The 24,731-nt window shown below is 35.3% G+C and carries 19 protein-coding genes; 1 reads left to right on the top strand and 18 read right to left on the bottom strand.

Annotated elements, in window-relative coordinates; translation table 11 throughout:
• Positions 1-50: 50 nt before the first annotated feature.
• The 16 genes from H6G44_RS07520 to H6G44_RS07445 form a co-directional block, all read right to left on the bottom strand.
• Positions 51-995 carry a hypothetical protein gene (locus H6G44_RS07520; protein ID WP_190385880.1) on the bottom strand — a complete coding sequence of 315 codons (945 nt, stop codon included), beginning with the start codon at positions 993-995 and terminating at the stop codon, positions 51-53.
• 116 nt (positions 996-1,111) lie between these two features.
• The gene (gene hepC / locus H6G44_RS07515) at positions 1,112-1,828 is read right to left on the bottom strand and encodes a heterocyst development glycosyltransferase HepC (RefSeq protein ID WP_190385879.1); all 717 of its coding nucleotides are present in this window, start codon (positions 1,826-1,828) and stop codon (positions 1,112-1,114) included.
• Between the two features lie 527 nt (positions 1,829-2,355).
• Positions 2,356-4,584, bottom strand: a complete 2,229-nt coding sequence (locus H6G44_RS07510; protein WP_190385878.1) for a GumC family protein — start codon at positions 4,582-4,584, stop codon at positions 2,356-2,358.
• A 140-nt stretch (positions 4,585-4,724) separates the two neighbouring features.
• Positions 4,725-5,819 carry a glycosyltransferase gene (locus H6G44_RS07505; protein WP_190385877.1) on the bottom strand — a complete coding sequence of 365 codons (1,095 nt, stop codon included), beginning with the start codon at positions 5,817-5,819 and terminating at the stop codon, positions 4,725-4,727.
• A 514-nt stretch (positions 5,820-6,333) separates the two neighbouring features.
• Positions 6,334-7,647 (bottom strand): NAD(P)H-dependent oxidoreductase, encoded by a 1,314-nt coding sequence (locus H6G44_RS07500; protein ID WP_190385876.1) that lies wholly within the window; start codon positions 7,645-7,647, stop codon positions 6,334-6,336.
• A 2-nt stretch (positions 7,648-7,649) separates the two neighbouring features.
• On the bottom strand, positions 7,650-8,195 hold the full coding sequence (gene rfbC / locus H6G44_RS07495) for a dTDP-4-dehydrorhamnose 3,5-epimerase (protein ID WP_190385875.1): 546 nt from the start codon (positions 8,193-8,195) through the stop codon (positions 7,650-7,652).
• 139 nt (positions 8,196-8,334) lie between these two features.
• Entirely contained in the window at positions 8,335-9,291 is a 957-nt protein-coding gene (locus tag H6G44_RS07490; protein ID WP_190385874.1) for a glycosyltransferase family 2 protein, read from the bottom strand.
• Between the two features lie 54 nt (positions 9,292-9,345).
• Positions 9,346-10,188: a phytanoyl-CoA dioxygenase gene (locus tag H6G44_RS07485; protein ID WP_190385873.1), complete on the bottom strand. Its 843-nt coding sequence runs from the start codon at positions 10,186-10,188 to the stop codon at positions 9,346-9,348.
• A gap of 27 nt (positions 10,189-10,215) precedes the next feature.
• On the bottom strand, positions 10,216-11,229 hold the full coding sequence (locus tag H6G44_RS07480; RefSeq protein ID WP_190385872.1) for a glycosyltransferase family 2 protein: 1,014 nt from the start codon (positions 11,227-11,229) through the stop codon (positions 10,216-10,218).
• Positions 11,230-11,286: 57 nt separating this feature from the next.
• Positions 11,287-12,255 (bottom strand): glycosyltransferase family 2 protein, encoded by a 969-nt coding sequence (locus H6G44_RS07475; RefSeq protein WP_190385871.1) that lies wholly within the window; start codon positions 12,253-12,255, stop codon positions 11,287-11,289.
• Between the two features lie 138 nt (positions 12,256-12,393).
• Positions 12,394-13,431, bottom strand: a complete 1,038-nt coding sequence (locus H6G44_RS07470; RefSeq protein ID WP_190385870.1) for an NAD-dependent epimerase/dehydratase family protein — start codon at positions 13,429-13,431, stop codon at positions 12,394-12,396.
• 120 nt (positions 13,432-13,551) lie between these two features.
• Entirely contained in the window at positions 13,552-14,763 is a 1,212-nt protein-coding gene (lhgO, locus tag H6G44_RS07465) for an L-2-hydroxyglutarate oxidase (protein ID WP_190385869.1), read from the bottom strand.
• Positions 14,764-14,815: 52 nt separating this feature from the next.
• Entirely contained in the window at positions 14,816-15,589 is a 774-nt protein-coding gene (rfbF, locus tag H6G44_RS07460; protein ID WP_190385868.1) for a glucose-1-phosphate cytidylyltransferase, read from the bottom strand.
• A gap of 497 nt (positions 15,590-16,086) precedes the next feature.
• Positions 16,087-18,282 carry a tetratricopeptide repeat protein gene (locus H6G44_RS07455; protein WP_190385867.1) on the bottom strand — a complete coding sequence of 732 codons (2,196 nt, stop codon included), beginning with the start codon at positions 18,280-18,282 and terminating at the stop codon, positions 16,087-16,089.
• 102 nt (positions 18,283-18,384) lie between these two features.
• Positions 18,385-19,167: a PP2C family serine/threonine-protein phosphatase gene (locus H6G44_RS07450; RefSeq protein ID WP_190385866.1), complete on the bottom strand. Its 783-nt coding sequence runs from the start codon at positions 19,165-19,167 to the stop codon at positions 18,385-18,387.
• 52 nt (positions 19,168-19,219) lie between these two features.
• Positions 19,220-19,900 (bottom strand): vWA domain-containing protein, encoded by a 681-nt coding sequence (locus H6G44_RS07445; RefSeq protein ID WP_190385865.1) that lies wholly within the window; start codon positions 19,898-19,900, stop codon positions 19,220-19,222.
• A gap of 771 nt (positions 19,901-20,671) precedes the next feature.
• Between H6G44_RS07445 and H6G44_RS07440 the strand changes: the two genes are divergently transcribed.
• Complete coding sequence (locus H6G44_RS07440; protein WP_190385864.1) at positions 20,672-22,012, top strand: response regulator; 1,341 nt, start codon at positions 20,672-20,674, stop codon at positions 22,010-22,012.
• Between the two features lie 304 nt (positions 22,013-22,316).
• Here H6G44_RS07440 and H6G44_RS07435 read toward each other — a convergent pair whose 3' ends face one another.
• Together H6G44_RS07435 and H6G44_RS07430 are read right to left on the bottom strand one after the other, a co-directional pair.
• Entirely contained in the window at positions 22,317-22,580 is a 264-nt protein-coding gene (locus H6G44_RS07435; protein WP_190385863.1) for a hypothetical protein, read from the bottom strand.
• 225 nt (positions 22,581-22,805) lie between these two features.
• Complete coding sequence (locus H6G44_RS07430; RefSeq protein ID WP_199291748.1) at positions 22,806-24,365, bottom strand: mechanosensitive ion channel domain-containing protein; 1,560 nt, start codon at positions 24,363-24,365, stop codon at positions 22,806-22,808.
• Positions 24,366-24,731 lie beyond the last annotated feature (366 nt).

The raw sequence follows: 24,731 nt of genomic DNA, 5'->3' as shown, positions 1-24,731 counted from the left end.
GCCGATAATTTTGATAATCAAGTATAGAAGCACCAATCTAAAAAATATGCTTACATAGGAGCGCGACGAATAAAACGACCAAGGGCAGAACCACAAAGAATTTCAAATTTTTGCCATAATATTTTTGCCATTGAATACAGTTGAATAGGTGTTTGGGTATGTCGCCAATATAATTTATCAGTTATGGTAGGAGAATTACCATTTAAAGCACTGAAAAGCAATTTTTTGCGCCAAGGTTTAATATGTGGGACTGTAGCATGAGACATGATAGTACCACCGGGAACAAAGTCCATACCGTCTGGTCCAACGGTACTTAAAGGATAATTAGTTAGCATTAATGCTAAGTTTAAATAAGTCTGATCTCCATAAAGATATGGATAACGATTAAAGGTATTATCGTTATAAAGATCCTGTAAATTGGCATATCCTGCTATCTCACCTAATTCTTCTAATTTCTGCCAAATTTCCAAGATAGATTTGTAGTTTTTATGAACTCCAATGAAGCCACTATTGTAGTGATAATCTAACTCACTTTCACAAACAAAACCATTATTTTCAGCAAATTCTTTCCATGCTAACCGTCGAGGATGATTTGCCGGCACAAGATACCAAGAATCACCGCAAAGAGCAATTCCTCGACTTACCCAATTTTCATAAAAATCCCACTCACATTTATTGACAATATCAGGATCAAAGTAAAATAAAGCATCAATATCTGGGCAATAATTCTCCCATAATTGGCACATAAAATCAGGTTTATAAAAACCTAGATGTTTTGGAGTTGTTAGCTTGACAAATCGGATTACACAACCTTCACCTAAAGAAAACTCCTGATAACCATTTTCTGTTTTTAGAAACTTAGCCCAATGCGGTGTATTTCCACGATAACCAGCCCAAAATATGCCTCGAAATCCGTGATGATATAAGGAATTTGCTAAAGCTCCCACACCATAATGATAGTCTTTTTCAAATACTGTACAAATAGCTGTCTGCATGGTGTTTATTATTTTTTATTAGGTACATAATTCATGATAACTACAATGAAAACAGGAAATAATTATTAATTGGATAAAAATGCCTAAGGACACATAGTCAATATATTTATTTTATCCTAATCTTTGCTACATTTGTGTTGTTTGTTTAATTTGTTATTCTGTGGCTCTAGACTTAATTTAACTGCATTTTCTAAAGATAAGCAGCGATTATTGATTAGGCAAAATTTTCCTTGGAATAGATTCAAGGCATTAGATAGATTATTCAAAAAGAATGTCCCTACAATAATATTAAAATTTGTCATTTCTTGTTTAGCCATTGAGCTAAATTTAATAACTTTAAAAAGTTGTTTATTTTCTCCCACATACCACTCATAATCAAACAGCAATTTTGGGGAATATATTTGCATAGTTATCAGTCCTCCTAGAATGGCTGGACTCATCAATATTAGTAGAAATACAGCCCAAGTCCAATCAATTATTATTTGTAAATTTTTGAAAATTTGATTACCCTGTTTCGATAATTTTTGATGCCCATAAATATTAATAAATATGGGTTTATTAGCTTTTTGACAAGCATTTGCCCAAACTTTTAATAAAGAATCACCGATTTTTGGATCTATGCTGACTAAACTCACTGGAGAATGTTTTAAACAATCTATTAATGATTCTTCATTTTCTAATGCGGCTAAATGTGGCTGTGGTAACTGCCTCTTTCCTTTCACCAATAACTTTCCCCTACGCCATTTTAAGGTACATGACAGGAAGTTAATATTTTTAGATTGCTGGGGGATAATATAGTTATTATTTAGGTTAGAAATGATTGAGATTGGCATATATTGAAAGTGATAAATTAGTGAAAAATTGACTTGATTTATAGCAGTTCCCATACTCGTAAAGTACAAAGTTTTTTAGTTTTAGAAAACAGGGAACAAAGAATAAATTGGTGTGTACTTCATTACAGGAGAAAAGGATATATACAATGAGAAAATTAAGATCTTCTCAATTATAAAAAATACAGGCGTTTATTTATGTCAAACTAAATACAAATGCTTAATTACAACAACCATTGGTATTTATTGTAAGGAGTATTAATCAAAGATAAGATACTGAATTTTCACAAATCTGATAAAACTGCATCACTATTATTTTTGAGAGTTTGTTGTTTCAATTTCTAGAATATAAGACTCTTGATTAATAAATCATTAATAAACAACTTCTTTATTTACTCTTTAAATAAAAATTACTTTTCTGCCCATAATATTAAGATATGGTGAAATGAATATTAGTTAATACAAAAACCCCTGTATTCGACAGGGGTTAATCTGTTGTATCTAGTTAAATAGCAAGCAAATATTTTGGTTTATTCGTCTATTGCTGGTTGCAAAACGAATTGTTTTGGCTTAACATAAGGGACATAGGTACTATCAGATGCAGATACACCATTAGCTACAACTCCAATTAAATTTAACTTACTTAACATCGCTGTAGCTTGATTAAGTTGGGTGCGTGTCACTTTACCAATACTTGCCATCATAATCACACTGCGACAAGATGATGCTGTGAGCATAGCATCCACTAAACCAAGAACAGAGGGAGCATCTATGAGTACCAAATCATAATTTTCTTCAAATGCAGCTATCAATTGCACCATGCGGGGAGAGCTCAAAAGATGGGCAGGATCAGTCGGTATTGGTCCAGCGGTTAAAATGTCAATGTAAGATGATCCAGAGTAAGAAACACTGATATGATTAGGTAGATTAGCTTCACTTTCTAATAAAGTTGAAAGTCCCTGTTCATTGGGGAGATTTAGTTGTTTGTGCAGATTAGGATCGCGGAGGTTAGCATCAATTAGTAAAACCTTTTTATGTAAGCGAGTCGCACTCATAGCTAGACCTAATGCTAAGGCTGACTTACCATCATCTGGTAATGCTGATGTTACCATTAATGATCTTAAATCAGCGACATTATTGAGTAGTTCAATATTTTTATAAATCAGATCAAGGGATTCCCAACGAGGAGAAGATTGTAATACTTGAATTGTCCAAGGAGCAAGAACTTCTGGTTTGCCAAATGGCAATTTTATCATTGATTCTCTGGGTCTAGTATCTGGTAATTTAGGAGTTGTTCCTAATAATGGGAGTGCGGACTGTTTCTCTAATTCTGCAGTAGTGTGTACAGCGTCATCAGATGCTTCACGAATAAAGGCAGTAATCCCCCCTAACATTAACCCAATTACTCCTCCTAATAAGAGATTTTGGCTGAGGTTAGGACCAGTTTTAATCCCTTCTTGAGGTTCTTCTACTACTTCCCAATTAAATCCACCTTTAGAAAGTTCCTGGCGTAATTTTTGTTCTGCTCTTAATAATTGCTCTAATCTTTCTCGGCTAAATTGTAATTGCGGAAGGATGCGATTATAATAAGCTAATAGAGAAGGAAAACGCTTGAGATCAGCTTGCAATTCTTTCTCTTTTGCTACTAAAATTTGGTCGCGGGCGGTTAATGTAACTATGGTAGTTTGGGTTTCCACTAATTGACCTGCAAGATTAAGATCAATTTGTCCCAGTTGTCCTTGTTCTAAAAGATTGTCTTTAGAACTAAAGACAGGATTAGTTCTTTCACCTAAAGTTCTACTGACTTCTTTTTGTAAAAGTTGTTTTTGACTTTGTAGTTGTTCATTTAACTTTTGAACGCTGGGAGTATCATCAGTAAAACGTAACCGTTCTTGTGCTAAAGCCAGTTCTGTTTTTTGGATTTCATTGAGTAAACCTTGATAGCGTGTAGATTGACTCAGACGAGAAGAAACTAAAGCATTTTGTGGAGAACGGTTCAGTTGTACTTGCAAAGATTTTTGCTTTGCTAAAGCTTCTTCATATTGGGAACGAGTTGTTTGTCGTTCCTGTTGGACAGTATTTAAAGTTGTCTCTATGGCTTTAGCTTGAGCATCGGGATCAATTAAATTTTGACTTCTCCGAAATCTTTGTAGATTTGTTTCGGAAGCAGTTACTTCATCAGTAGCTTTTCTTAATTGATCTCTGATGACTTGTAAACCTTTTTGTAGACGTGAATCTTGCTGTTGTTTGTTGTACTCCAAGTAAACTTGTTGAATTGTTTTGAGAATTTTTTGACTTTTTTCTGGACTTTTATCTGTGTAATCAACTTGGAATATTTTAGTGGCAACTTGATCCTCTGGACTCTTAATTTGAGTTAGAACTAAGGATTTTTTTAAATCCATTACGGTCAAGTCTGGATATTCAGCTTTAAGTTTATCAACTGCTTTTCTAATAAGTCCAGAGCTCTGCATCAAATTTAATTGGGTAGCAGTATCTACCTCCACATTAGCATCGGTAAATTGAGTTTCAGTGTTATCCCTTTCTTTCTTGCCTTGATAGTTAGGTTCTACCAACAATTGCATGGTGCTTTTGAAAGTAGGCTGTGTTTTTAATGTAATGATACCAGCAATAGCTGTAGAACTAAGCAATACTAATAATAACCAGGGAAATCTTCGCAGAATTACCGCAAACATTTGTCCATAACCTGGTTCTGTTTCTGATGCTGGATTTATATTGGGATTTAGACTAGTTTGAACCACTTTTATTATCCTTATCTGCGATACACTACGCAAACACCTAAAAAATTAAATGAATTACCGATGTACACCTTCAATACCGCAGGGCGTTAAAAATTAAAAAAGCGAATTGTACAAGCTTTTTAGAAATTTTTAATGATCAGTTATTTTTGCCATGCTGCACTAGCTTTATTAATAACTTGCTCAACTTTACTAAAGAATGACTGTTCTGAGAAATTGCTAACAGCATGATTACGGATGGTTTCGTAATCCCAAGATATTCCTCCAGCTTCTAGTAAAGCTTCTTGTAAAGAACATGGTGTTTGTCTTTTGAAAAACACACCAGTTTTACCTGGTATTTGAGTATCTAAGACTCCACCTGCTCCATAAGCAATAACTGGTGTACCACTAGCATTTGCCTCGACTGGAACTAATCCATAATCTTCTAAAGCTGCCACAATAATTGATTTTGCTTTAGAAAATAAGTCTTTACGTTCTCTATCACTGACATGGCCTAAAAATTGGATATTAGGTAATGCCTGGGCTTTTAATCTTTCTTGTTCTGGTCCATCACCTGATATTAATAAGTTCCAGCCTAACCAATTAAAAGCTTCGACTATTATATCAAGACGTTTATAGCTTATCATCCGCGCCGATGCCAAGTAATATTCTTCTTTAGTATCGGAAAAAACAAAGTTGCTAGTATCAATTGGATAGTTAATAGCAATGGCTTGTTTCTTATAGATCTTTTCAATTCGCTGGGCAACAATGGTAGAGTTAGCAATGTAGAGATCGGGTTCTTGAGCATATTTCAGGTCTACATCTCTCATCATTTGAAAGATTTTTTCAATCACAGGAGCAAAGTATTTATAGTCTCCGTATTCCCGTAAATATGTTTCTGTATCCCATAAAAAGCGGGTAACATTATGACAAAAACAAATATGTCTGGCTTGGTTTTTTTTCCGTACTGCCTTGGCAAAACTAGTGCTACTGCTAATAATTAGATCATAGTCTTGAAGATCTAAGGAACGAAATGCAGGAAAATATAAGGGAGCCAACATCCGAAAATATTTGGTTGCACCAGGAATTTTTTGCAAAAATGTGGTATTAATAATTCGTTCACCGAAATCAATACTTTTTTGTGCATCATATAATGAGGTGAAAATGTCAGCGTCGGGATAGCGTTTACACAATAATTCAAATACGCGCTCTGCTCCACCGCGTTGGGTTAAGTAATCATGGACGAGAGCTATTTTCATTTTTTCTTCTCTATAATTTGGTAATTGACGGTTGGTTTTAATCTTTATCCTCTAATTAGGTTGGCATTAAAAATTGTCGTTATAGTAAAAGGCAAGAGGCAAGAGTAAAGTTTTCAGCGATTTTAGGTTTTGGTTTTATTGTATGAACTGACTTAGTAATTTAATTTGTAATGTTGCATGACTAAGTTGGATCACTTCTTTGGTATCAACTAATTTATTTTATTTAATATGAGTTACCATGATCAAATACCTCTCTATATTATCAAAAATAATCTCTGTTATCTACTGTATATAGCAGTTAATATACTCGTGAGATGCGCGGTTTTTTAGGTTTAGGTAACAGGGGATAAATTGGTGTATACTTCATTAGATTGGGAAATGAGATATACTAATTTTAATTACGGAGGCTTGCAAAGGATTTGCCGTTTAACCGCTCGAAGCTGCTATATGTAAATTCAGAGGTTAAATGAAAATATCAGGAAACCTCTGAATTATCTTGATGCTAATTTGAAAACTATTTTGTTAATGCTAAAGTTTTCGCCGGAGCAAAATAAACTGATTGTTCAGCACGTAATTTATCGCCAAGTCTGCCTTCGGGTAATTCTACATCATCGTAAGTGAGAACTTGATCTTTAGGAATATCGCGCTTCAAGCGACATCCTTCTGCAAGACCCATGGGTAGTAAGTTTTCTTGTTGCACAATGGGGGAATTTTCACATTGTCCATAGGTCATGTAATAACCAATACCATCAAGGGTTTCTCCGGCTTGGAGGTCAATTTTGGCGGTAGTGACGACATCCACAACGGGGCCTGCGATGGGTGCAAGCACAGCATCATGGAAGAGGACAGCACGGGCTACAGAGAGAGGAACTTCAAAATGGCACAGGTGATAGGGTGTGTAGAAGCTGTACAGGGGTCCTTCACCGAGTTTATAAAGGTTCAGATAATGACGTTGTTTAGGGTCTTCGTGGGTAGCAAATACGAATACTCCTGGACCGGGTTTAGTGCCAACTACGTAATCAACGATACCGCCTAGTTCTTGAAGTTGGTCAATATCATACATTTTGGTCATTTCATCTACGTGACCTGTATAATCATATCCCAGCATCCCCCGCTTGGCTACTTTCATCCCTGTGCCATTGGCTACTATGGCTTGCTCAAAGGAGATTTTTGTACCGTCAGCAAAACTTGTCACCATGGCGGGATTTTGACCCCAGCGTTGAGCAAAACCGGCTTGGGTGGTGGGGTTGCGGTAGGGGTCTTGTAAACCTTTGATGTTGCCGCACAGAAGGGGCTTTAAACCGATGCTTTTGACAAAGCGGTACAGGTTCATCTCTACCCCTGGTTGGTCGCCGTCACAGGCACTTAGGATGACTCCAGCCCGGTCTGCGTGAACCTTGAGGATGGGTCCAATTGTGCCATCAAGTTCAGCATTCATGAGGATGATATGCTTGTGATGAGCGATCGCACACATAACCAAATGAGCAGCGTATTCAATTGTCCCGGTAACTTCAATGATTGCATCTATACCATCTGCTTCACACAAGAGCATAGCATCTTCGGTGATTGCATATTTATTTTGAGCTATGGCATCTTCTAAATCAGCTAAATTGCTAACAATTTTGATATCTTCAATTCCGGCTTCTAAATAAGCTCGTTTAGCTGTATCAATGTGACGATTAGAAATAGCTACTAACTCCATTCCTGGCACAGAATTGATAATTTGATTAGCAATTCCTCGACCCATAAAACCAGCGCCAATCATCGCCACTTTCACTGGTTTACCTAATGCAGCCCGTGCTTGTAAAGCTTTATCAACAATAATCATAATTAAACTCCTATCAAAATAGATTCTAGTAAAGGCCAATTCCGATCTTTATCAGACATTTCTGTAGCAGTTAATGGCCAAGAAATTTCTAAAATTGGGTCATCATAACGTAAACCTCGTTCATATCCAGGAGTGTAAAATTCACCCACTTGATATCCAACTTCTGCACCATCTGTTAAAGCTTGATAACCATGAGCAAACATTTCTGGAACATAAAGAGCGCGACGATTTTCTGCACTCAGTTCTATACCAATATGCGATAAATAAGTTGGAGATTCAGGACGCATATCAACAATTACATCATAAATAGCTCCTTGTGTGCAGCGAATTAATTTTGTTTCCGCTGCGGGGAGAGTTTGATAGTGCATTCCTCGCAATGTGCCTTTTTTATGATTAAAAGAAAGGTTGCATTGGGCAACTGTTGGTTTTAAGCCATGTGCTAAAAATTCATCAGCGCAAAAAGTTCGAGCAAAAAAACCGCGAGAATCAGGCTTTTCTTCTAAGTCAATAATGAAAGCACCAGCGAGTTTAGTAGAGGTAAAAATCATGGTTTTTTAGGAAATTTTCGTTGAGGATAATAGAATTTTTTTGTTTTAGGTTTATACCTTTAATCCTAATTGTAATCTCAGTTGAGGATTTATTTTGGTAAAAGTATCATCATGATATTTTTTTATTTTCTAATTTGCTTCATTGGTAAATTTTAATTTCTCTTTCTTGTTGTGAAATAACATTTTCCAAAACTGACGTAATCACTAAACCAAAATAAGGAACGATTGTGATAACTGCTATGATAGGCCATCTTCTTAAAGCACCGAAGAAAACTCGCCAATTATTGCCAGTGAAGTGCTGAAGAATTAATTGGTTACAAAATAATTTAGAGTATCCTATTTCCTTGAGTTTGATATTAACTTCCGGTGAATAAGTATATTGCATTTTCAGCAATAGCTTTGGCTTTACCATCCAATGACTAGCACCAAAAGCATTTTCTAAAAAAGTTTCTTTGGTTATTTTTACACTGCCATGAAAAGCACAAAACCCAGTTAAATAGACCTGGTAATCTAAGTTTTTCACACCATCAGTCCATTTTCGTAGAGCGCCTTGAGCTAATTCTGTTTTGTATATTTGAGCAGACATCAGTTGTACACCAGAGCGATTCTTCTGTATACACTTCTCAAATGCCACTTTGCCATGATGTTCAACTTGTTCAAAATCAAGCTCATAACAGCGCTCATATAATAATTCACCTGTGACTTCATGACGACAGGAAAAATTCAAAATTAGTAATGCTAAATCTGGCTCTTTCTTTAAGGTATTGATGATATAAGAGATCGTTTTATCAGCGATAATATCATCATCACTAATAGTCCAAATATATTTACTTTTTGTTGCTTCAATGCAATAAGTAATATTTTTCATTACGCCAACATTTTCACTATTTCTGTTGATATGAAATGTTGTGGCTGGTAAAGATGACTGCCATTTTTTAACTATTTCCTGTGTATTATCTTCTGAACAATTATCAGAAATAATAATTTCACACTCAGATTCATAACCTTTGATAGATTTAGCTAACCAAGCCAACTGTTTATTTAATAATTCCGCACGATTGTATGTGGGTACAGCAATGGTCAGTAGTGCATTCATAGTAGATAATTTATTATTGAAAGTACGAATGTTTTTGGCTATTATTTTCCATCTTTAAACTAATCTGCCAGTTATTGATTGTTGGCTTATTTTGGGAAAGGTATCATCATAATATTGTGTACAAAGTTCAGGTCGTTTAGGAAATTTAGCCGTGTATGTGAAAAATATAGTTGATCGTTCTTGGGTTCGCACAGTCCCATGATGTAAAATATTTCTCACATCTGCAAAAATCACAGTTCCAGCTTTACCAGGGCATGATTTCCAAGCTGATTTAGGAATGACTTTCATCATTGTATCATCATTAATTCCTAAAAAATTAACACGCCATAATTCATAATCAATTCGATAATTATTTAATCGTTCTAGAGAATTTTTTGGTAGTGGGATATATTCAAATGGTCCATGTTCTTCAGTTACATCATTTAGATAAATAATGACTTTAATCATGCGTCTATCTTCAGAATCTTTATGCCATAGTAAAGTTTCCAATTGTTTTTCATTAGGAAAGTCTTTCCGCACATGAACACCATGAAAAGCAATAGGTAAACCTATATAATGCTCAATGATATTTTCTAGTCGGGTTTCAATTCCCCAATTCAGAAATTCTGGTAAATCTGTAACCGTGTAAATTTGTGGTAGTTTGTATCCTGCATGAATATCTCTAGGATTTACCATATTATCAGTACAACTATTAGCAATAGCTAACATTTTAGAAGTAGATGAAAAAGCTAAATCTTCCAAAGATGTGATGTAAACACCTGATTTTTTGAGAGTATCAACAATCAATTTATCTGTTGAATTAATAGCAGGTAAATTTTTAGCATGATGCCAAAGTGATAGGCGATAATTTAAATCAGAACTTAAACTTGGGATTTTGTCTTGAATTTTTTGAAGCATTGTGTACTTACCAATTAATAGTAACCTTTATCCTCTATGGCTTCTGACTTCGGAAGTTTTTGTTCTCTCCAGTTCTGCTTCCGCTACTTTAAATTCTCTCATGGGTATTAATTCCAATGCAGCTACACTAGCTAAAGCTAAAAAAGGAACTACTGTCTTAATAGCTGAAATAGGCCATCTTCTCATTGCTCCTAAAAAAACTTTCAGGTCTACTTCATGGTAGTTTTGTAAAAGCATTCGACAACAATATGCTTTAGAATAACCAACTTGCTCAAGTTTTAAAATAACTTCAGGTATGTGTTGATATTGCATTAAAAGTGCAGACTTTGGTTGTTTTTGCCAATAACTAACACCAACAATACATTCTAAATAGACATCTTTAGTGACAATTACTTTGCCATTAGCAGCACAATAACCGGCTAAATATGCTAAAGATATCCAATTATTACTAGCAGTTGGCCAAATTTGGAGAGCGCGTTTAATTAAATCAGCACGATATACTGTAGCAGTTAGAAAAATTACTGCTCCTACACTTTTAGCAAAACAATGTTCAAATATTGCTTTACCATCACCTTCACCATCTTCTGTATCAGCATCAAACCAGCGATTATCAACTATTTTTGGTGGATGTACTGCTTCACCAGTAATTTGATTTCGACCAGAAAAATTCAGAAACAATAATGATAAATCATCAATATTTTTAATTTTATCCATCACATAAGCAACTGCTATTTCTTGAATTGGATCATCATCCCCAATTGTCCAAACATACTCAGTTGTGGCAGCACTTAGGCAATAAAAAATATTTCGCATTACGCCTATGTTTTCAGGATTTTTATTTGATTTAAATGTGATGTTTTTGAGAATATTTTGCCATTTACTAATAATAGATTGAGTATGATCTGTAGAACAGTTATCAGAAACTAAAATCTCACATTCTGTTTCAAATCCTTTAATAGCTTGGGATAACCAAGTTAATTGTTTATCTAATAACTCGGCTCGATTGTAAGTAGGAATGGCAATAGTTAGTAATTTGTTCATAGTTTTCGGTACAAAAAATATTTGAGAATTTTTATGAAGGTAGATTTGATATTTTAGTTAATTGCTTAGGTGTGAGATATTTATTTCTGATTTTTTTGGACTAAAATTCAGTTTATAGATAAATTTTACTATCAATTGCAAGTAGGTAATTATAATATTTGTGGCTAAAATTGGCCATCTTTTTAAAGCACCCAATAATATTTTCCAATCACTAAGTTTGAAAATATTTTCTAGAATCATCCGTTGACAAAATTTAGAAGAATATCCTAAACTTAACAATTTCAGATAGATCTCTGGGATGTACACATATCGCATTATTAATGACCAACGAGGATTTTCTTCTAAGGAACTAGCGTGCATTGTACATTCCAAATAATTATCTTGAGTAACAATCATATTTCCATGAGCAGCACAAAATCCAGTCCAATATGCTTGAGATGCTAAATTTTTATAAGAAGTAGTCCAGTTTTGTAAAGCTTGCTGTACAAGTTCGGTTTTATAAATGATAGCTGTCATGAACAGTACCCCACCAAAACTATTCTGTAAATACCTTTGAAATACAGGTTTACTGTCAGCAATAATTTCATCATTATCACTAGTAAACCAGTGTTTTACTAAAACTTTATTTGTATTTTTATCTCGTCCACAACAATTGAGAAACATTAAATTTAAACTCTGATTTTGTTTAAGTTTAGTTATTACATAAGCCAGCGTTTTTTCTTGAATTGGATCATCATCACCTACAGTCCAAACATATTTACTCCCAGCAGCTTGAAGACAAAAAACAATATTTGGCATTAGCCCTATATTTTCCCGATTTCTATTCGCTATAAATACATTTTTACTAAAATTAGATTGCCATTTTTTTACAATTCCTGGTGTATTATCTGTTGAGCAATTATCAGAAATAATAATTTCACATTCGGATTCAAAACCTTTAATTGCTGTTGCTAACCAAGCCAGTTGTTTATCTAACAATGCAGCACGATTATAAGTAGGAATGGCAATAGTAAGTAGTTTTTGCATGATATTTAATACTGCATGAGAAAATAGCTTGGTATATAAGAAATGTAGGTTGGGTTAACTCAAGGAAATCCAATAAAATTATTAATCGTCTTGGGTTTTGCTGTCACTCAACCCAACCTACAATATTTTCGGAATAAATTAATAATTTTCCTGTTTATTCCAGAAAAAATCCCGATCAATTTGTTCTGTGCGAATCAGATATTCTAATTGCTTTAATCTTGTAAAACCTCTAAATAAAAATGTATCTTCTGTCATGTCAATTTTTTTGAACAAATTAAATAGTTGTTCAGCCCCAAGTTGAGCATTCCAATCACATTTAAATCCCGGTAAAATACTGTTTATCTTCTCAAAACAAACTCGATAGCTGCGATTATCTGCACCATTATTACCAAAAGATAATTGACAACCAGGGAAAACATCAGCAACTATTTCTGCTATTTCTTTAACTCGATAATTATTTGCAGTATCGCCAACATTAAAAATTTGATTGTGAATAATATCTCTAGGTGCTTCTAATGTACAAACAATGGCTTTGCAAATATCTAAAGCGTGAACTAATGGCCTCCAAGGTTTACCATCACTGGTCATTTTAATTTCTTTTGTAGTCCAAGCTAACCCCGTCAAGTTGTTTAAAACTATATCAAATCGCATTCTAGGGGAAGCACCAAAAGCTGTCGCATTCCGCATGAAACTAGGCGAAAAATCATCATCAGCTAATGCTTGAACATCTCTTTCTACTAATGTTTTACATTCGGCGTAAGCTGTCTGCGGATTAACTGGTGATTCTTCTGTAATATCACCTTCACTAGCTACACCATAAACACTACAGGAGGACATATAAACAAAGCGACGAACACCAATTGATTTGGCTAGATTAGCCAGACGAACTGAACCTAAATGATTAATATCATAAGTGATATTTGGTGATAATTGTCCAGTAGGATCGTTAGATAATTCCGCCATGTGAACAATAGCTTCTACCCCTTGTAAATCTTCGGGATTAATATCACGAATATCTTTATTTAGGGTTTTAGCTGTTAAGTTAGTTCCGTTATATAGCCAGCCAACTTTATAAAATCCAGTATCAACTCCAATAACTTCATGTCCTTTTTGTATTAGCAAAGAAGGTAATAAAGAACCAAGATAACCTTCTGTTCCGGTGACTAATATTTTCATGATTTTTAAAACTTTTGATGTGTGAAATTAACTTGTTTCTTGAAGAGTCCCTAGAGAAGAAAATTTCTAGAATAATTAACCGCAGATAAACGCAGATGAACACAGATAAGAGATGTTCTATTACCCTACTAAACTATGTAAATGCGTTGGTTCTGGTATTTGCTTAACAATGGCTTTCCCGATTTCCAAGGAAGAAGTTGCAGCGGGTGAAGGTGCATTACAAACATGAATGGAATTGTCACCGTTAATGATTAAAAAGTCATCTACTAATGCACCATTATTCATTAATGCTTGTGCGCGAACTCCTGCATGAGTGGGTATTATATCTTCTGCTTGGACTTCGGGAATTAGTTTTTGTAAACTTTTCACAAAAGCTGCTTTACTAAAGGAACGAATTATTTCTTTAATTCCTTCGTCAGCGTGTTTTCCTGCTAGTTTCCAAAACCCAGGATAACTAATAACTTCGGCAAAATCTCTGAAGTCAAAATCGGTTTTTTTATAACCTTCACGTTTCAGACTCAAAACTGCATTTGGTCCAGCATGAACGCTGTTATCAATCATGCGGGTGAAATGCACGCCGAGAAAGGGGAAATCAGGGTTAGGAACTGGATAAATGAGAGTTTTCACCAAATAGCGTTTTTCCGGGACTAATTCGTAATATTCACCGCGAAAGGGAACGATCTTAGCTTGGGGGTTAAGGTTATTTAATTGTGCAATGCGATCGCTATGTAATCCGGCACAATTAATTATGAATCGAGTTTCAAAACTGCCATTATTAGTTTCTAGTACCTGATTTTTTCCCCTAGTGACAATTTTTAAAACTTGGGTATTGAGACGTAAATCTCCCCCTTGATTTCTAATTAATTCCGCATATTTTAAACAAACTTTTTTGTAGTTAACAATTCCTGTACTAAATACTTGAACTCCACCAACACAACTAACATGAGGTTCAATTTCTTTGACTTCTTCTGGACTAATTCTTTTAACAGGAATACCGTTTTCTAAACCGCGTGTATAGAGATTTTCTAAGCGAGGTAATTCTTGTTGATTACTAGCCACAATCACTTTACCACAAACTTCATGATCAATATCATATTTCTGGCAAAATTCTACCATGGAACGGCTACCATCACGGGAAAATTTAGCTTTAAAACTTCCTGGTTTATAATAAATACCAGAATGAATTACACCGCTATTATTACCAGTTTGATGAAATGCCCATTGACTCTCTTTTTCTAATACCAATATTTGGGCATGAGGATAACTTTCACCTAAAGCCATTGCGGTGGAAAGTCCAACTATTCCCCCACCAATAATCGCAAAATCATACATTATTAATCTTTCCCTAATCCAAAATTTCAGAATCTAAAATCAAAAATTACTATTACCAAACTTGCCAGGGAGCTTTACCACTTTTCCAAAGATCCTCTAGATAGTTTTTATCTCTTAATGTGTCCATTGGTTGCCAAAAACCATTATGTTTATAAGCCGATAATTGTTCTAAATCAGCTAACTTTTCTAATGGTTCTTTCTCCCACACTGTTGAGCTATTAGCAATAAAATCAATTACTTGTGGTTCGAGAACAAAATAACCACCATTAATCCAAGCACCATCACCTTCAGGTTTTTCTTTAAAACTAGTTATTTTAGTTTGTTCTTGTCCTAGAGAAATTGCTCCAAATCTTCCCGCTGGTTGTACCGCGCTGAGTGTCGCTAATGTCTTTTGTTCTTGATGAAATTTAATTAATTCTGTAATATTGATATTACTTACACCGTCACCATAGGTAAAACAAAAAGTTTCATTACCAATATGTTCACGAACTTGTTTTAAACGTCCACCTGTCATTGTATGATCACCTGTATTTACTAAGGTAACCCGCCAAGGTTCAGCATATCCAGAATGGACATTCATTTGATTAAATCGCATATCAAATGTCACGTCTGACATATGTAAGAAATAGTTGGCAAAATATTCTTTAATAATGTACCCTTTATAGCCACAACAAATGATGAAATCATTAATACCATGAGCAGAATAAATCTTCATGATGTGCCAGAGAATTGGCTTACCACCAACTTCAACCATGGGTTTAGGTTTGATACTGGTTTCTTCGCTTAACCTTGTACCCAAACCTCCCGCTAAAATTACTGCTTTCATATAGTTACCTAAAACATTTGCTAGTGGTTTCTAATTTAATGAATTTGAGATTAGGAGAATGCAGTATGATATGAGGAATATTGAATCATTACTTCTTACTTTCTCTGTCGAAGGTAGATAAATATAATTTAACTGTAATTTTCTAGAAAATGATAAAGAACAAATAAATTAACATATTTTATCTGTAAAATATTTATAAATAAAGGAGTAAATTTAAAAAAGTAAATCAGGTTTAAAGAATATAGCCTTCCCCTCTCTAGTGGGATACAAAATTACCGATAATTCTCTCTTTACTTAGGGGAGAGTGTTTGACACTGTGGGTAGAGTGTATTTTTTCAGAGGTCTTAAAACTATCAAAAGATGTGTAGTATAGCCATTTACCTTCCCTTTAAACTAGAAAAAAATGTAGGTTTTATCTAACAAAATCCCCGACTTCTTTAAGAATTCGGGGATATCTGAAACTCTCAACTTCAAAAATCAAATAACAGTCCTATATATCAATTATTTTGCCCCATCAAGGTTGAATTAGATAATAAACTGTCGCATTTATTAGCAACAACAATACAAATGTTACTGACAGACTGTTGATAATTATCTGGATCATTTTCCTCTAAAGAAAGTTTAGCGGCTGCTTTTAAATCTGCAACTGCTTGAATATGATTTTTGTCAGCACTGCCTTCTCCATATTGCGATAGTTCATAGTAAGCCATACCACGTTTTAAATAAATTTTAGCCAATCTAGGGTTGATTTTTAATGCTGTAGTGAAATCCGCGATCGCTCGTTTATATTCTACTGCATAATTTGTGCTATATTGAGCCATTTGATAACGAACTAAACCCCGTTGAAAGTAGGCCTCTAGCTTCGACGAATTAAGTTTAATTGCTTCAGTAAAATCCGCAATTGCTCTTTCATATTCATGAAAAGAATTATTGATGTATTTATTAATTTCAAATTGCACAATACCTCTCCTGATATAAGCTTCTGCATCATTTCCATCTATGCTGATAGCAGCAGTAAAATCCGCAATCGCTTGTTTATATTCCTTATCAGGATCACTACTATAGTTAGCCAGCATATAATAAGCATTACCGCGATTTACATAAGCTTTAACTTCTTGAGGATCTAACTTCAAAGCTTCATTATAGTTAACTAATGCAGCCTTGTAATCATTTAAATTGTAATGAGAATTACCCAAATTTATATACCCTTTGATAAACTGGGGATTCTTTATAACAGCTTGAGTAAAATTGATAACTGCTTTTTGATAGTCTTGCTGTTGATAAGCAGTATCACCACGCTGGTAATAATCCGCAAAAGAGAGATTTGTTCCCTTATCCTTAGGAGTCTGATCATCTGCATGAGATATCAAACTTTGTTGAGTGTAAGGATTTTGGGACACAAAAGGACGGGTAAATTTAATCATTACATCCAAATACCCTAAAAAACCCAATCCCATCACACTAAAAATTACAGCATATAGCTTGCGGTTGAACTTTTGAGGAGAGGGAACATGATAAAACTGTCGGTTTATTGGTTGCCAATGATATACCGGAGAATTTACCCTTAATGGCTGTAAAATAGGATTATAGCGACGCTTAGTTTTAGACAACGATTTTTGACGTGGTTGCAGATGCTGCTTAGAAGTTACCATCAACAGTGACGGAAACGGATCTCTTCCACCTAATCGTCTAGTCCGTTCACACCAAGGACACTTATCCAAATGATTGTAATAAATATGCTGGATATTAGTCCCACAAGTTACTAAACTCTCTTCCACCGCCGTTAATGCTGATAACCAACTCTGAGCATTAGGGCGTAAACGAGGATGATCATGACCATCTTCAAAACAACGTACAAATAAATCCTGTAAGCTGGGATGAAGTAGATCCCAATTGGGAGAAATAGGAGTAGGCAGGTAAGGTACTTGTTTCTTTTGACTATAAGTAAAATGGCCAGCAAGTATCCGTCCTTGGTAGGTCGGAGGGTCAATTTTCCCTTGAAATATCCCAGAAAAGGGGTGAGTTCCTTCCATTAACAATTGAAAAATCAACACTCCCAACCCAAACAAATCATGATAACTTTCCCGGTCATGGTCAGCAAAAGTTTTATTCTGTAATTCAGGAGGAGTATATTCAGGCTTACCCACAGAACAACGATAAACAACATCCCGTAACGGTTCAGGAACTTGGAACGAGTCCGTATCTACCAAGGTTACCAAAGCTGTATCACTCACCAAGATATTCGACTCATTCACATCACCAATACAGTATCCACTAGTGTGCAAGGCCGCAAAAGCCGACGCTAGATTGCGAGCAGTCCGCAATAAATAGTGATAATTGAACAAAGGGCAATGTTGTCGCCGAATCCCTGGATTATAAAAATCCATAATTGGCCGCATTCCCCAAATCCTTGGCATCACAAAGCCCACAATCTTACCGCTACCATCTGCCGCTTGTAACAATTCCTGCGGCCAAGCGATGGAAATATGCCCTAAATTGTCTGTGGGATTAACTGGCGGATTAGCAAGCATAGCCTGCAGCTTTTGGACATAAGAGGTCGTTGGTTTGTGATAGATTTTCGCTACTAAATTCTTATCCGATGGTACCGCATAGATACAAGCTTCACCACCATGTCCCAGACTGACAGAGAGGTTGAGAATTTCGGGGTTGGGAAGACGACGTAGTACCTGCATGGAAAAATTAAGGTTATGTGAAGTAATTGGAATCAATCAAAATTTCAGAAACTCAAGAGTATGGCTGATACTGACCTGTTTTTCATCCCTGTTAACTACAACTCATGAGTTAATAAATGCAGCCAGCACTAAGGTTAAATCATCATCAGTTCGCTGGGTAATCTTATCAGAGCTTAAAAACCTCATTAAATTTTCTTTTGCTAGTATTTTATCTCCAGCATTTGCTACAAACTCAAATAAAGGGAAAAAGAAGGGTTTATGAGGTTCATTAATAATCCTATTCAAAGCTAACATTTGCAATCCATCAGTTAGCACACCAACATTAACAATTTCTTCCCGCCTTATTTTAATTTGTGCTGTCTCTAAAGCATCAGCAGATGTTAAAAAGGTAGTTTGATTGACATATTCACCATTACTAGGTATGGTTAATGCGATCAGTTCGCCTATGCTATTTTTAGCAACAGCCAAACCGTCCCCAACCTGGGCTACAGCCACAATTTGTGGTGCAGCAATTATCAGAATTAAGGTAGTCGCTAAATCATGGGATTGATTATTACAAACGTCTGCTTCGGTTTCTATAGCTGTGCGGGCTACTAACATGGCATCATTTAGCAAATAACGCAAAAAATCATCATTAGCAAGGGTTTCTCCAGTAATCTCTTGACGAGCAAGATGTTCTATTGCTGTTTCTACCGCAATCATTGACCCCACCTTTCCCAGTTTAGCAGAACCTGCACCATCGGCTACTGCTATTACCAAAACATTATTGGCTAATAGTTGCCAATGGTGAGCGTCCTGACAAAGTTGCTGGTTTTTGGAGTGACTAGTTCCACATACAGATGCTGCTACTATCCGCCATTGAGAAGTCTGTTTTGATGTATTCATATAATTTGTTTTCCACAGCTAGTTCAGTTTAAACAACAAGCTGTAATTTTCATTAAACAGATCCCCAACCAATTGGTGGTAGCGCTACCTGCTCATCTACATCTACCTGAGAATGAGATACTGCTGACATACTGGCGGACAGCCAAACAAACATTTCAATAAAATTTAATCCTTTGAGCTTGAGTGGACTCCTCACAGCGATTTGACTTAATCGACTCATGTTCGCATTGTCTACTCCTACCGAGAAGAAGGCAACACGCTTATCAGTCTCGTCCGCTTGCAGTCTTTGGGCTGCTTGTTCAACAACATGATCTAGTTCACCTTGGGGTTCACCATCTGTAATCATGAATACCCACGGACGGTAGTAAGCAATACCATTAGTCCGATATTGGGATTTGCGCTCTTGAATAATGTCTAATGCTCTATGAATTGCTGAACCCATGATTGTCAATCCCTGGGCTGTGAGAATAGGTGGGTTAAATTGGTCAGCAGTTACAAAGTCCTGCACGACATTAACACTACTGTCAAATGTAATAACGGCTATCTCTACTCTTCTGGCCGCTAGAGAATTTTTTACCAATTCATCCTTTAAACTCAACAAACCTTGATTTAAAGCTTCGATTCGTTCCCCTTGCATTGAGCCAGATGTGTCTAGCAATAACACGCATGGACAACGGGGTTCAGGATTTTCCGCAAATTCTACAACTTCGTCAAGATTAAATGTATCAATCATAACTTTTTGTGTTATGTTATAATCCAAAGTCTTATTTCCCTTTTACTCAAAGTATATACTTTATCGGTTTATCCCGCTAGTATGACTGAAATTATGGTATTTTCTGGGAGGTACTTGATTTTTTGAGTAAATATATAGATTTGGGGCAAATCCGCCAACTCTCTCTCCCTCTCTTCATAACTACTTAATCACTGGTAATTTATGAGGATATTTAATCTTACTTGTTGTAAAATGTCTAGCATAATTGAACTTGTCTACAGTTAAAATCAGATAACTCAGGAGTTACTAAGTTAGAAGTCAGAGTCAAACAGCTTGAATGTCTAGTTTTTAGCCAGATTTTCTGGTTTATCTATTCGCAAGCGACTCTAATAATCAATATATACGTTTACCTCCAAAAATTTTTAAAGATTTTATATGGGATTTCGTCTGCCTTTAGCTAAATCAATTCATGATTACGTCCAGAAAGAAAAGGAGTATCAATAGGAAATTTTATCAATTTAAATTACCAATGTAATACCAGTGTCTTTATTTGTCACTATGTAGTTACTCAAAACTAACTACAAAATAGCAGGACAGAGATTTTTATCCAGACAACTACTAAATAATTCAGAATCAAACACCAGAAAAACTGTTACATTCAATGTCGTTAAGAAAATTTTTAGAGAATGTTTCTCATTGATATTCATAATTTCATAACTCTGATAATGAGCATAATGATATTTCATCTTTTCCAATACTATGTTAATCCATCCGCCCAAAAAATGTAAAAATATGAAAAATACTGGCACATTTACCAAATTATCTCCCCAAGGTTTATTAAGACAATTGAGCAATTGTTATGAAACTACCTGTTTACAAGTATATAGCAACTCTGTATCTTGGTTGATATATATAGAACAAGGAAAAATTATCTATGGAACTCATTCTGTAGAACCATTTGATAGATTAGAACGACAGATACGTCGTCTCTATGAACAAATTCCTCTTGTAGATAATGAAGTGCGTGTCAAAATGCGCTTGATATTTGAATCTGAAAGTAATGATCATTTACTCAATTACCCCTCAGAATATGAAGCTATTAATTGGCTAATTACTGAACAATATTTGATTACTGATCAAGCAAAATTACTGATTCAAGAATTAGTTAAAGAAGTAATTGAATCATTTATTCTCATTAAGTCCGGTACTTATCAATTAACAACAATACCGAGTAATTTTACCAAAATTTGCCAATTAAATATTTATGATATCGTAGAACAATGTCAAAATAAGTTACAAAATTGGCGCTATCTTAGTAAATATATATCCTCTCCCTATCAGCGGCCATATTTATTAGTTAGTAGTAAATTTCAGGATAAAAGATTACCACCTATTCGGGAAAATATAACCAATTGGATGAAAGGTTTTAGCTTACGTCATTTAGCAATTATTATCAATCAGGATGAATTGCGACTAGCTTTAAGTTTATATCCCTATATTGTCAAGGGTTCGATAGTATTACATGAACCTGATCCTCCATTTGATAAATTACCTAAAATCAGTGAAAGTTCATTATTTTTGCCTGAAAACACTACGGAGTTAATTAGAAATGAATTATTTGTTTCAGATATGGTACTAACCCAAGATACTACTACAGAAACTCCAATTATTTCTAATTTACCTCAAGAGGATTTTTCAAAGGAAATTGTTGATGGTAATATAGATACTAATTCACAAAAAGTCGAATTTGATCCCAAAATTACACAAAAGATTTACAAAATTATTTCTGTGGATGATAGTCCCGCAATTCTCAAGGAAATTAGCCGTTATTTAGAAAATGAGAATTTTAATTTGGTGACTATTAATGAACCAGTAAAAGCGGTAATGTCAATTATTAGACATAAGCCAGATTTGATTTTACTGGACTTAAATATGGCAGGAATTGATGGTTATGAACTATGTCGCATTATCCGTAATAATTCTATGTTTAAAAATATTCCCATTATTTTTGTTACTAGTAATAAGGGAATCATAGATAAGGTCAAAGCGAGATTTGTTGGGGCTTCTGGATATCTAACAAAACCCTTTACTCGTACTGAATTGCTAAATATTATCTTTATGCACTTAGTATAGTTCAGGAGAAAGAAAGAGGTATAAGTTTTTTAAATAGGCATTCTTGTAAAATTGGTAAATTTAATGTTTATTGACAATAATTTCCTTTATTCTCAATAATATTGACAATGTTATCAATAAGCTAACGGAAATAGGTTCTTACAAGATTGATAAGTACCCCTTGACTTTTTGTGCTATTATTATAGATATAATTTGCTTGGGCTTTTTTTATTTTTTAGCCTTGACAAAGGTTTATAAATGGTTGGGTTTACTTATTTTAACCCAACCTCCGATAAAATTAGTCAAAGCGAATAATTTACAGCTTCTACGCTGCTTCCCGCAATTGGGTGGATACAGAGACTTCTGGAAATGCTAGGGAAAGTTGGTCCGCTGATGGTATGGATGCTTCTTGTAATACTGTGACTTCAATATTTACACTGACTAAATAATTGCCTGTATCTGTACCTATGGCCTCAGAAATTAATTTAGCTATATCTGGACGTTTTCCTGTCAGAGGATCACGGATAATACAACGATCCCATTCCTGCTTTGCGGTAGGGTTAAGATTGAGAATATAATGCTTCATCATAGGTAAAATCCCTCTTCTATCAGTCTTTCCAGGCTCGAAGGCTATTCTTATAGTATAGTACAAAATTACTAATCTGGCAAGGGAATGATCAAAAAAAGCATTGAATCAGATCAGCGAGTTTGTATACAAAAATACAAAATTCCCAAGACGTTACAGGAAACGCCTCTAGGATTTTCTTGCCTGAGATGAAAACAGATAATGTGACTAAAAGAACTTGTAAATAACTTAGTCCTGAGGGTTCAATAACTGCTCGTCATTAATCCAATTTGCTTGTTGCGGTACGGGAATATAGATTCCGGCTGCGTCTAAGGTGATTTTCAAGCGACGACGGTATTCTCGGGCTACAGTCCATTGCTTGAGAGGTTGGGTTTTAATCCAAACGCGAATCATGACACCGCGATCGCTAAAATGTTCAACTCCCAAAACATTAGGCTTTTCCAGAATTTGATGTTGCCATTGGGGATCTTGACTCATCTCCAAGCCCACATCTTCAATTAACCGCAAAGCTGCGTCTACATCGGCCTGGTAAGAGACCGGAATACTTAAATCAGCCCGTGACCAACGACTGGAAAGATTGGCAACAATTTTAACTTCACTATTAGGGATAGTAATTAAGCGTCCTTCCGAATCTCGAACCTGAGTCATTCGCAGGTTCAATTTTTCTACCAAACCGCCTACAGTACCAACAGTAATCATATCACCCAGGGCATATTGATCTTCAAAAATAATCAGAAAGCCGTTAATTGCGTCTTTGATTAAGTTTTGGGAAGCGAGGGATATAGCTACACCCACCAAACCAGCACCAGCTAATAAAGGAACGATATCTATACCTAAAGATATTAAAGAGAGTAAGCTACCTGCTCCTACGAAAATAATTGTAGTGATACTTTTAGTTACGCCGGAAAATGTAGATATTCTTAATTGCAAACGTTCGGATGTTTCTGGGGTTAATAAAGCTCCACCACTAACTATTGTTGAGGTAAAATGATCTATTAAAGCATAAGTAAACCGCACAGCTACATAAGTTCCCACAGCTACAATCATTAACTTGACGGGAATTTGGGCAATAGTGAGAATGGCAATTTGCCAGGCGCGGGTGTAGGGAAATAGTCCTAAAATAATTAAACTACCACTTCCCCAAATCCCCGCTTGTGCTGTTTGAAATAGTCTAGTTTTGACTTCTTGAAGATGCTGCTGTTGTTGATTTAATAGTGTGGTGATTGGTTGGGATTTTGTGGGAATATTAGGGATAGAATCGCTTGCATTTTTAATTAAACGCTTTTGCCAACGTCCGACCCCCCAACTGATGATGATCATTGCCAATGTTCCAACAGCAGCAATTTCACCTTGTTGGATTAAAAAGTGTGATTGTCGTTCTTGTTTAGCTTGTTTAAGGTGTTGTTGTAATTCATCACTAATTTGATTTGCTAATGTTAATGGGTTTATCTGTCTAGCATCCTCATAAGTTATGGTCATTAAGTATTGGTCATTAACATAAATATTTGGTAATCCTTTAACTATGCGATTCTGCACTTTAATTTCTGCTGCAGATGTCTGTAAGTAATTATGGGTAATATCTTGTAGATTCTGTTGAATATTTTGAAACCGGGCGGGAAAATTGGTTTTTGATGCGGTAATGTTAAATAAAGGACGACCATCTAAATAAATCCAACCAGATGTTATTTTATCATCTACCTGATTTTTCAAACTACTAGGAGTTGACAGGAAAGGTAAAGGAGAAAACTGGGCTGTGGCTTTGGTGACAGAACTGATGGTCATTACCATTGTTCCTGCTACCGCTAAAAATCGAAGTATCACTAAAACACCTCCTTGTGTCAATGAAGGAGTAGGGGAGAAGAAGCAAGGGTGCAGGTAGCAGGGTGCGGGGGGAGAATAAATTTTTATCTATTTTCTATTCCCTTTCCCAAATTACCAATTACCAATTACCAATCACCTATTCCCGTTGGAGTTGCTATATTCTTACCAGAGAATGATGAAAAAGCCAAAAGCTATATAGGGTCTTGATATTGCTTATATCAAAGGTGAAGCTAGTTGAAGTAACTATGAACCATGCAGACAGGTATTTACAAGAAAATATGGCTAGTTGTGAAAAAATATTGTTACAGTACGTGAAGGTCTGAGTACCTGTTT

Origin of the sequence: Aphanizomenon flos-aquae FACHB-1287 (assembly GCF_014698755.1) — a bacterium.
Classification (GTDB): Bacteria; Cyanobacteriota; Cyanobacteriia; order Cyanobacteriales; family Nostocaceae; genus Dolichospermum; species Dolichospermum flosaquae.
The sequence above is the reverse complement of the archived record's forward strand: the minus strand, read 5'-3'. Positions and strand labels throughout refer to the sequence as shown.

What these genes read in the sequence shown, in the direction of transcription:
- lhgO (WP_190385869.1), bottom strand. Translation starts at nt 14,763, where the DNA reads ATGTATGATTTTGCGATTATTGGTGGGGGAATAGTTGGACTTTCCACC.
- rfbC (WP_190385875.1), bottom strand. Translation starts at nt 8,195, where the DNA reads ATGATTTTTACCTCTACTAAACTCGCTGGTGCTTTCATTATTGACTTA.
- H6G44_RS07505 (WP_190385877.1), bottom strand. Translation starts at nt 5,819, where the DNA reads ATGAAAATAGCTCTCGTCCATGATTACTTAACCCAACGCGGTGGAGCA.
- H6G44_RS07450 (WP_190385866.1), bottom strand. Translation starts at nt 19,167, where the DNA reads ATGAATACATCAAAACAGACTTCTCAATGGCGGATAGTAGCAGCATCT.
- H6G44_RS07470 (WP_190385870.1), bottom strand. Translation starts at nt 13,431, where the DNA reads ATGAAAATATTAGTCACCGGAACAGAAGGTTATCTTGGTTCTTTATTA.
- H6G44_RS07475 (WP_190385871.1), bottom strand. Translation starts at nt 12,255, where the DNA reads ATGCAAAAACTACTTACTATTGCCATTCCTACTTATAATCGTGCTGCA.
- H6G44_RS07480 (WP_190385872.1), bottom strand. Translation starts at nt 11,229, where the DNA reads ATGAACAAATTACTAACTATTGCCATTCCTACTTACAATCGAGCCGAG.
- H6G44_RS07440 (WP_190385864.1), top strand. Translation starts at nt 20,672, where the DNA reads ATGAAAAATACTGGCACATTTACCAAATTATCTCCCCAAGGTTTATTA.
- rfbF (WP_190385868.1), bottom strand. Translation starts at nt 15,589, where the DNA reads ATGAAAGCAGTAATTTTAGCGGGAGGTTTGGGTACAAGGTTAAGCGAA.
- H6G44_RS07520 (WP_190385880.1), bottom strand. Translation starts at nt 995, where the DNA reads ATGCAGACAGCTATTTGTACAGTATTTGAAAAAGACTATCATTATGGT.
- H6G44_RS07485 (WP_190385873.1), bottom strand. Translation starts at nt 10,188, where the DNA reads ATGCTTCAAAAAATTCAAGACAAAATCCCAAGTTTAAGTTCTGATTTA.
- H6G44_RS07500 (WP_190385876.1), bottom strand. Translation starts at nt 7,647, where the DNA reads ATGATTATTGTTGATAAAGCTTTACAAGCACGGGCTGCATTAGGTAAA.
- H6G44_RS07455 (WP_190385867.1), bottom strand. Translation starts at nt 18,282, where the DNA reads ATGCAGGTACTACGTCGTCTTCCCAACCCCGAAATTCTCAACCTCTCT.
- H6G44_RS07430 (WP_199291748.1), bottom strand. Translation starts at nt 24,365, where the DNA reads ATGGTAATGACCATCAGTTCTGTCACCAAAGCCACAGCCCAGTTTTCT.
- H6G44_RS07435 (WP_190385863.1), bottom strand. Translation starts at nt 22,580, where the DNA reads ATGATGAAGCATTATATTCTCAATCTTAACCCTACCGCAAAGCAGGAA.
- H6G44_RS07445 (WP_190385865.1), bottom strand. Translation starts at nt 19,900, where the DNA reads ATGATTGATACATTTAATCTTGACGAAGTTGTAGAATTTGCGGAAAAT.
- hepC (WP_190385879.1), bottom strand. Translation starts at nt 1,828, where the DNA reads ATGCCAATCTCAATCATTTCTAACCTAAATAATAACTATATTATCCCC.
- H6G44_RS07490 (WP_190385874.1), bottom strand. Translation starts at nt 9,291, where the DNA reads ATGAATGCACTACTGACCATTGCTGTACCCACATACAATCGTGCGGAA.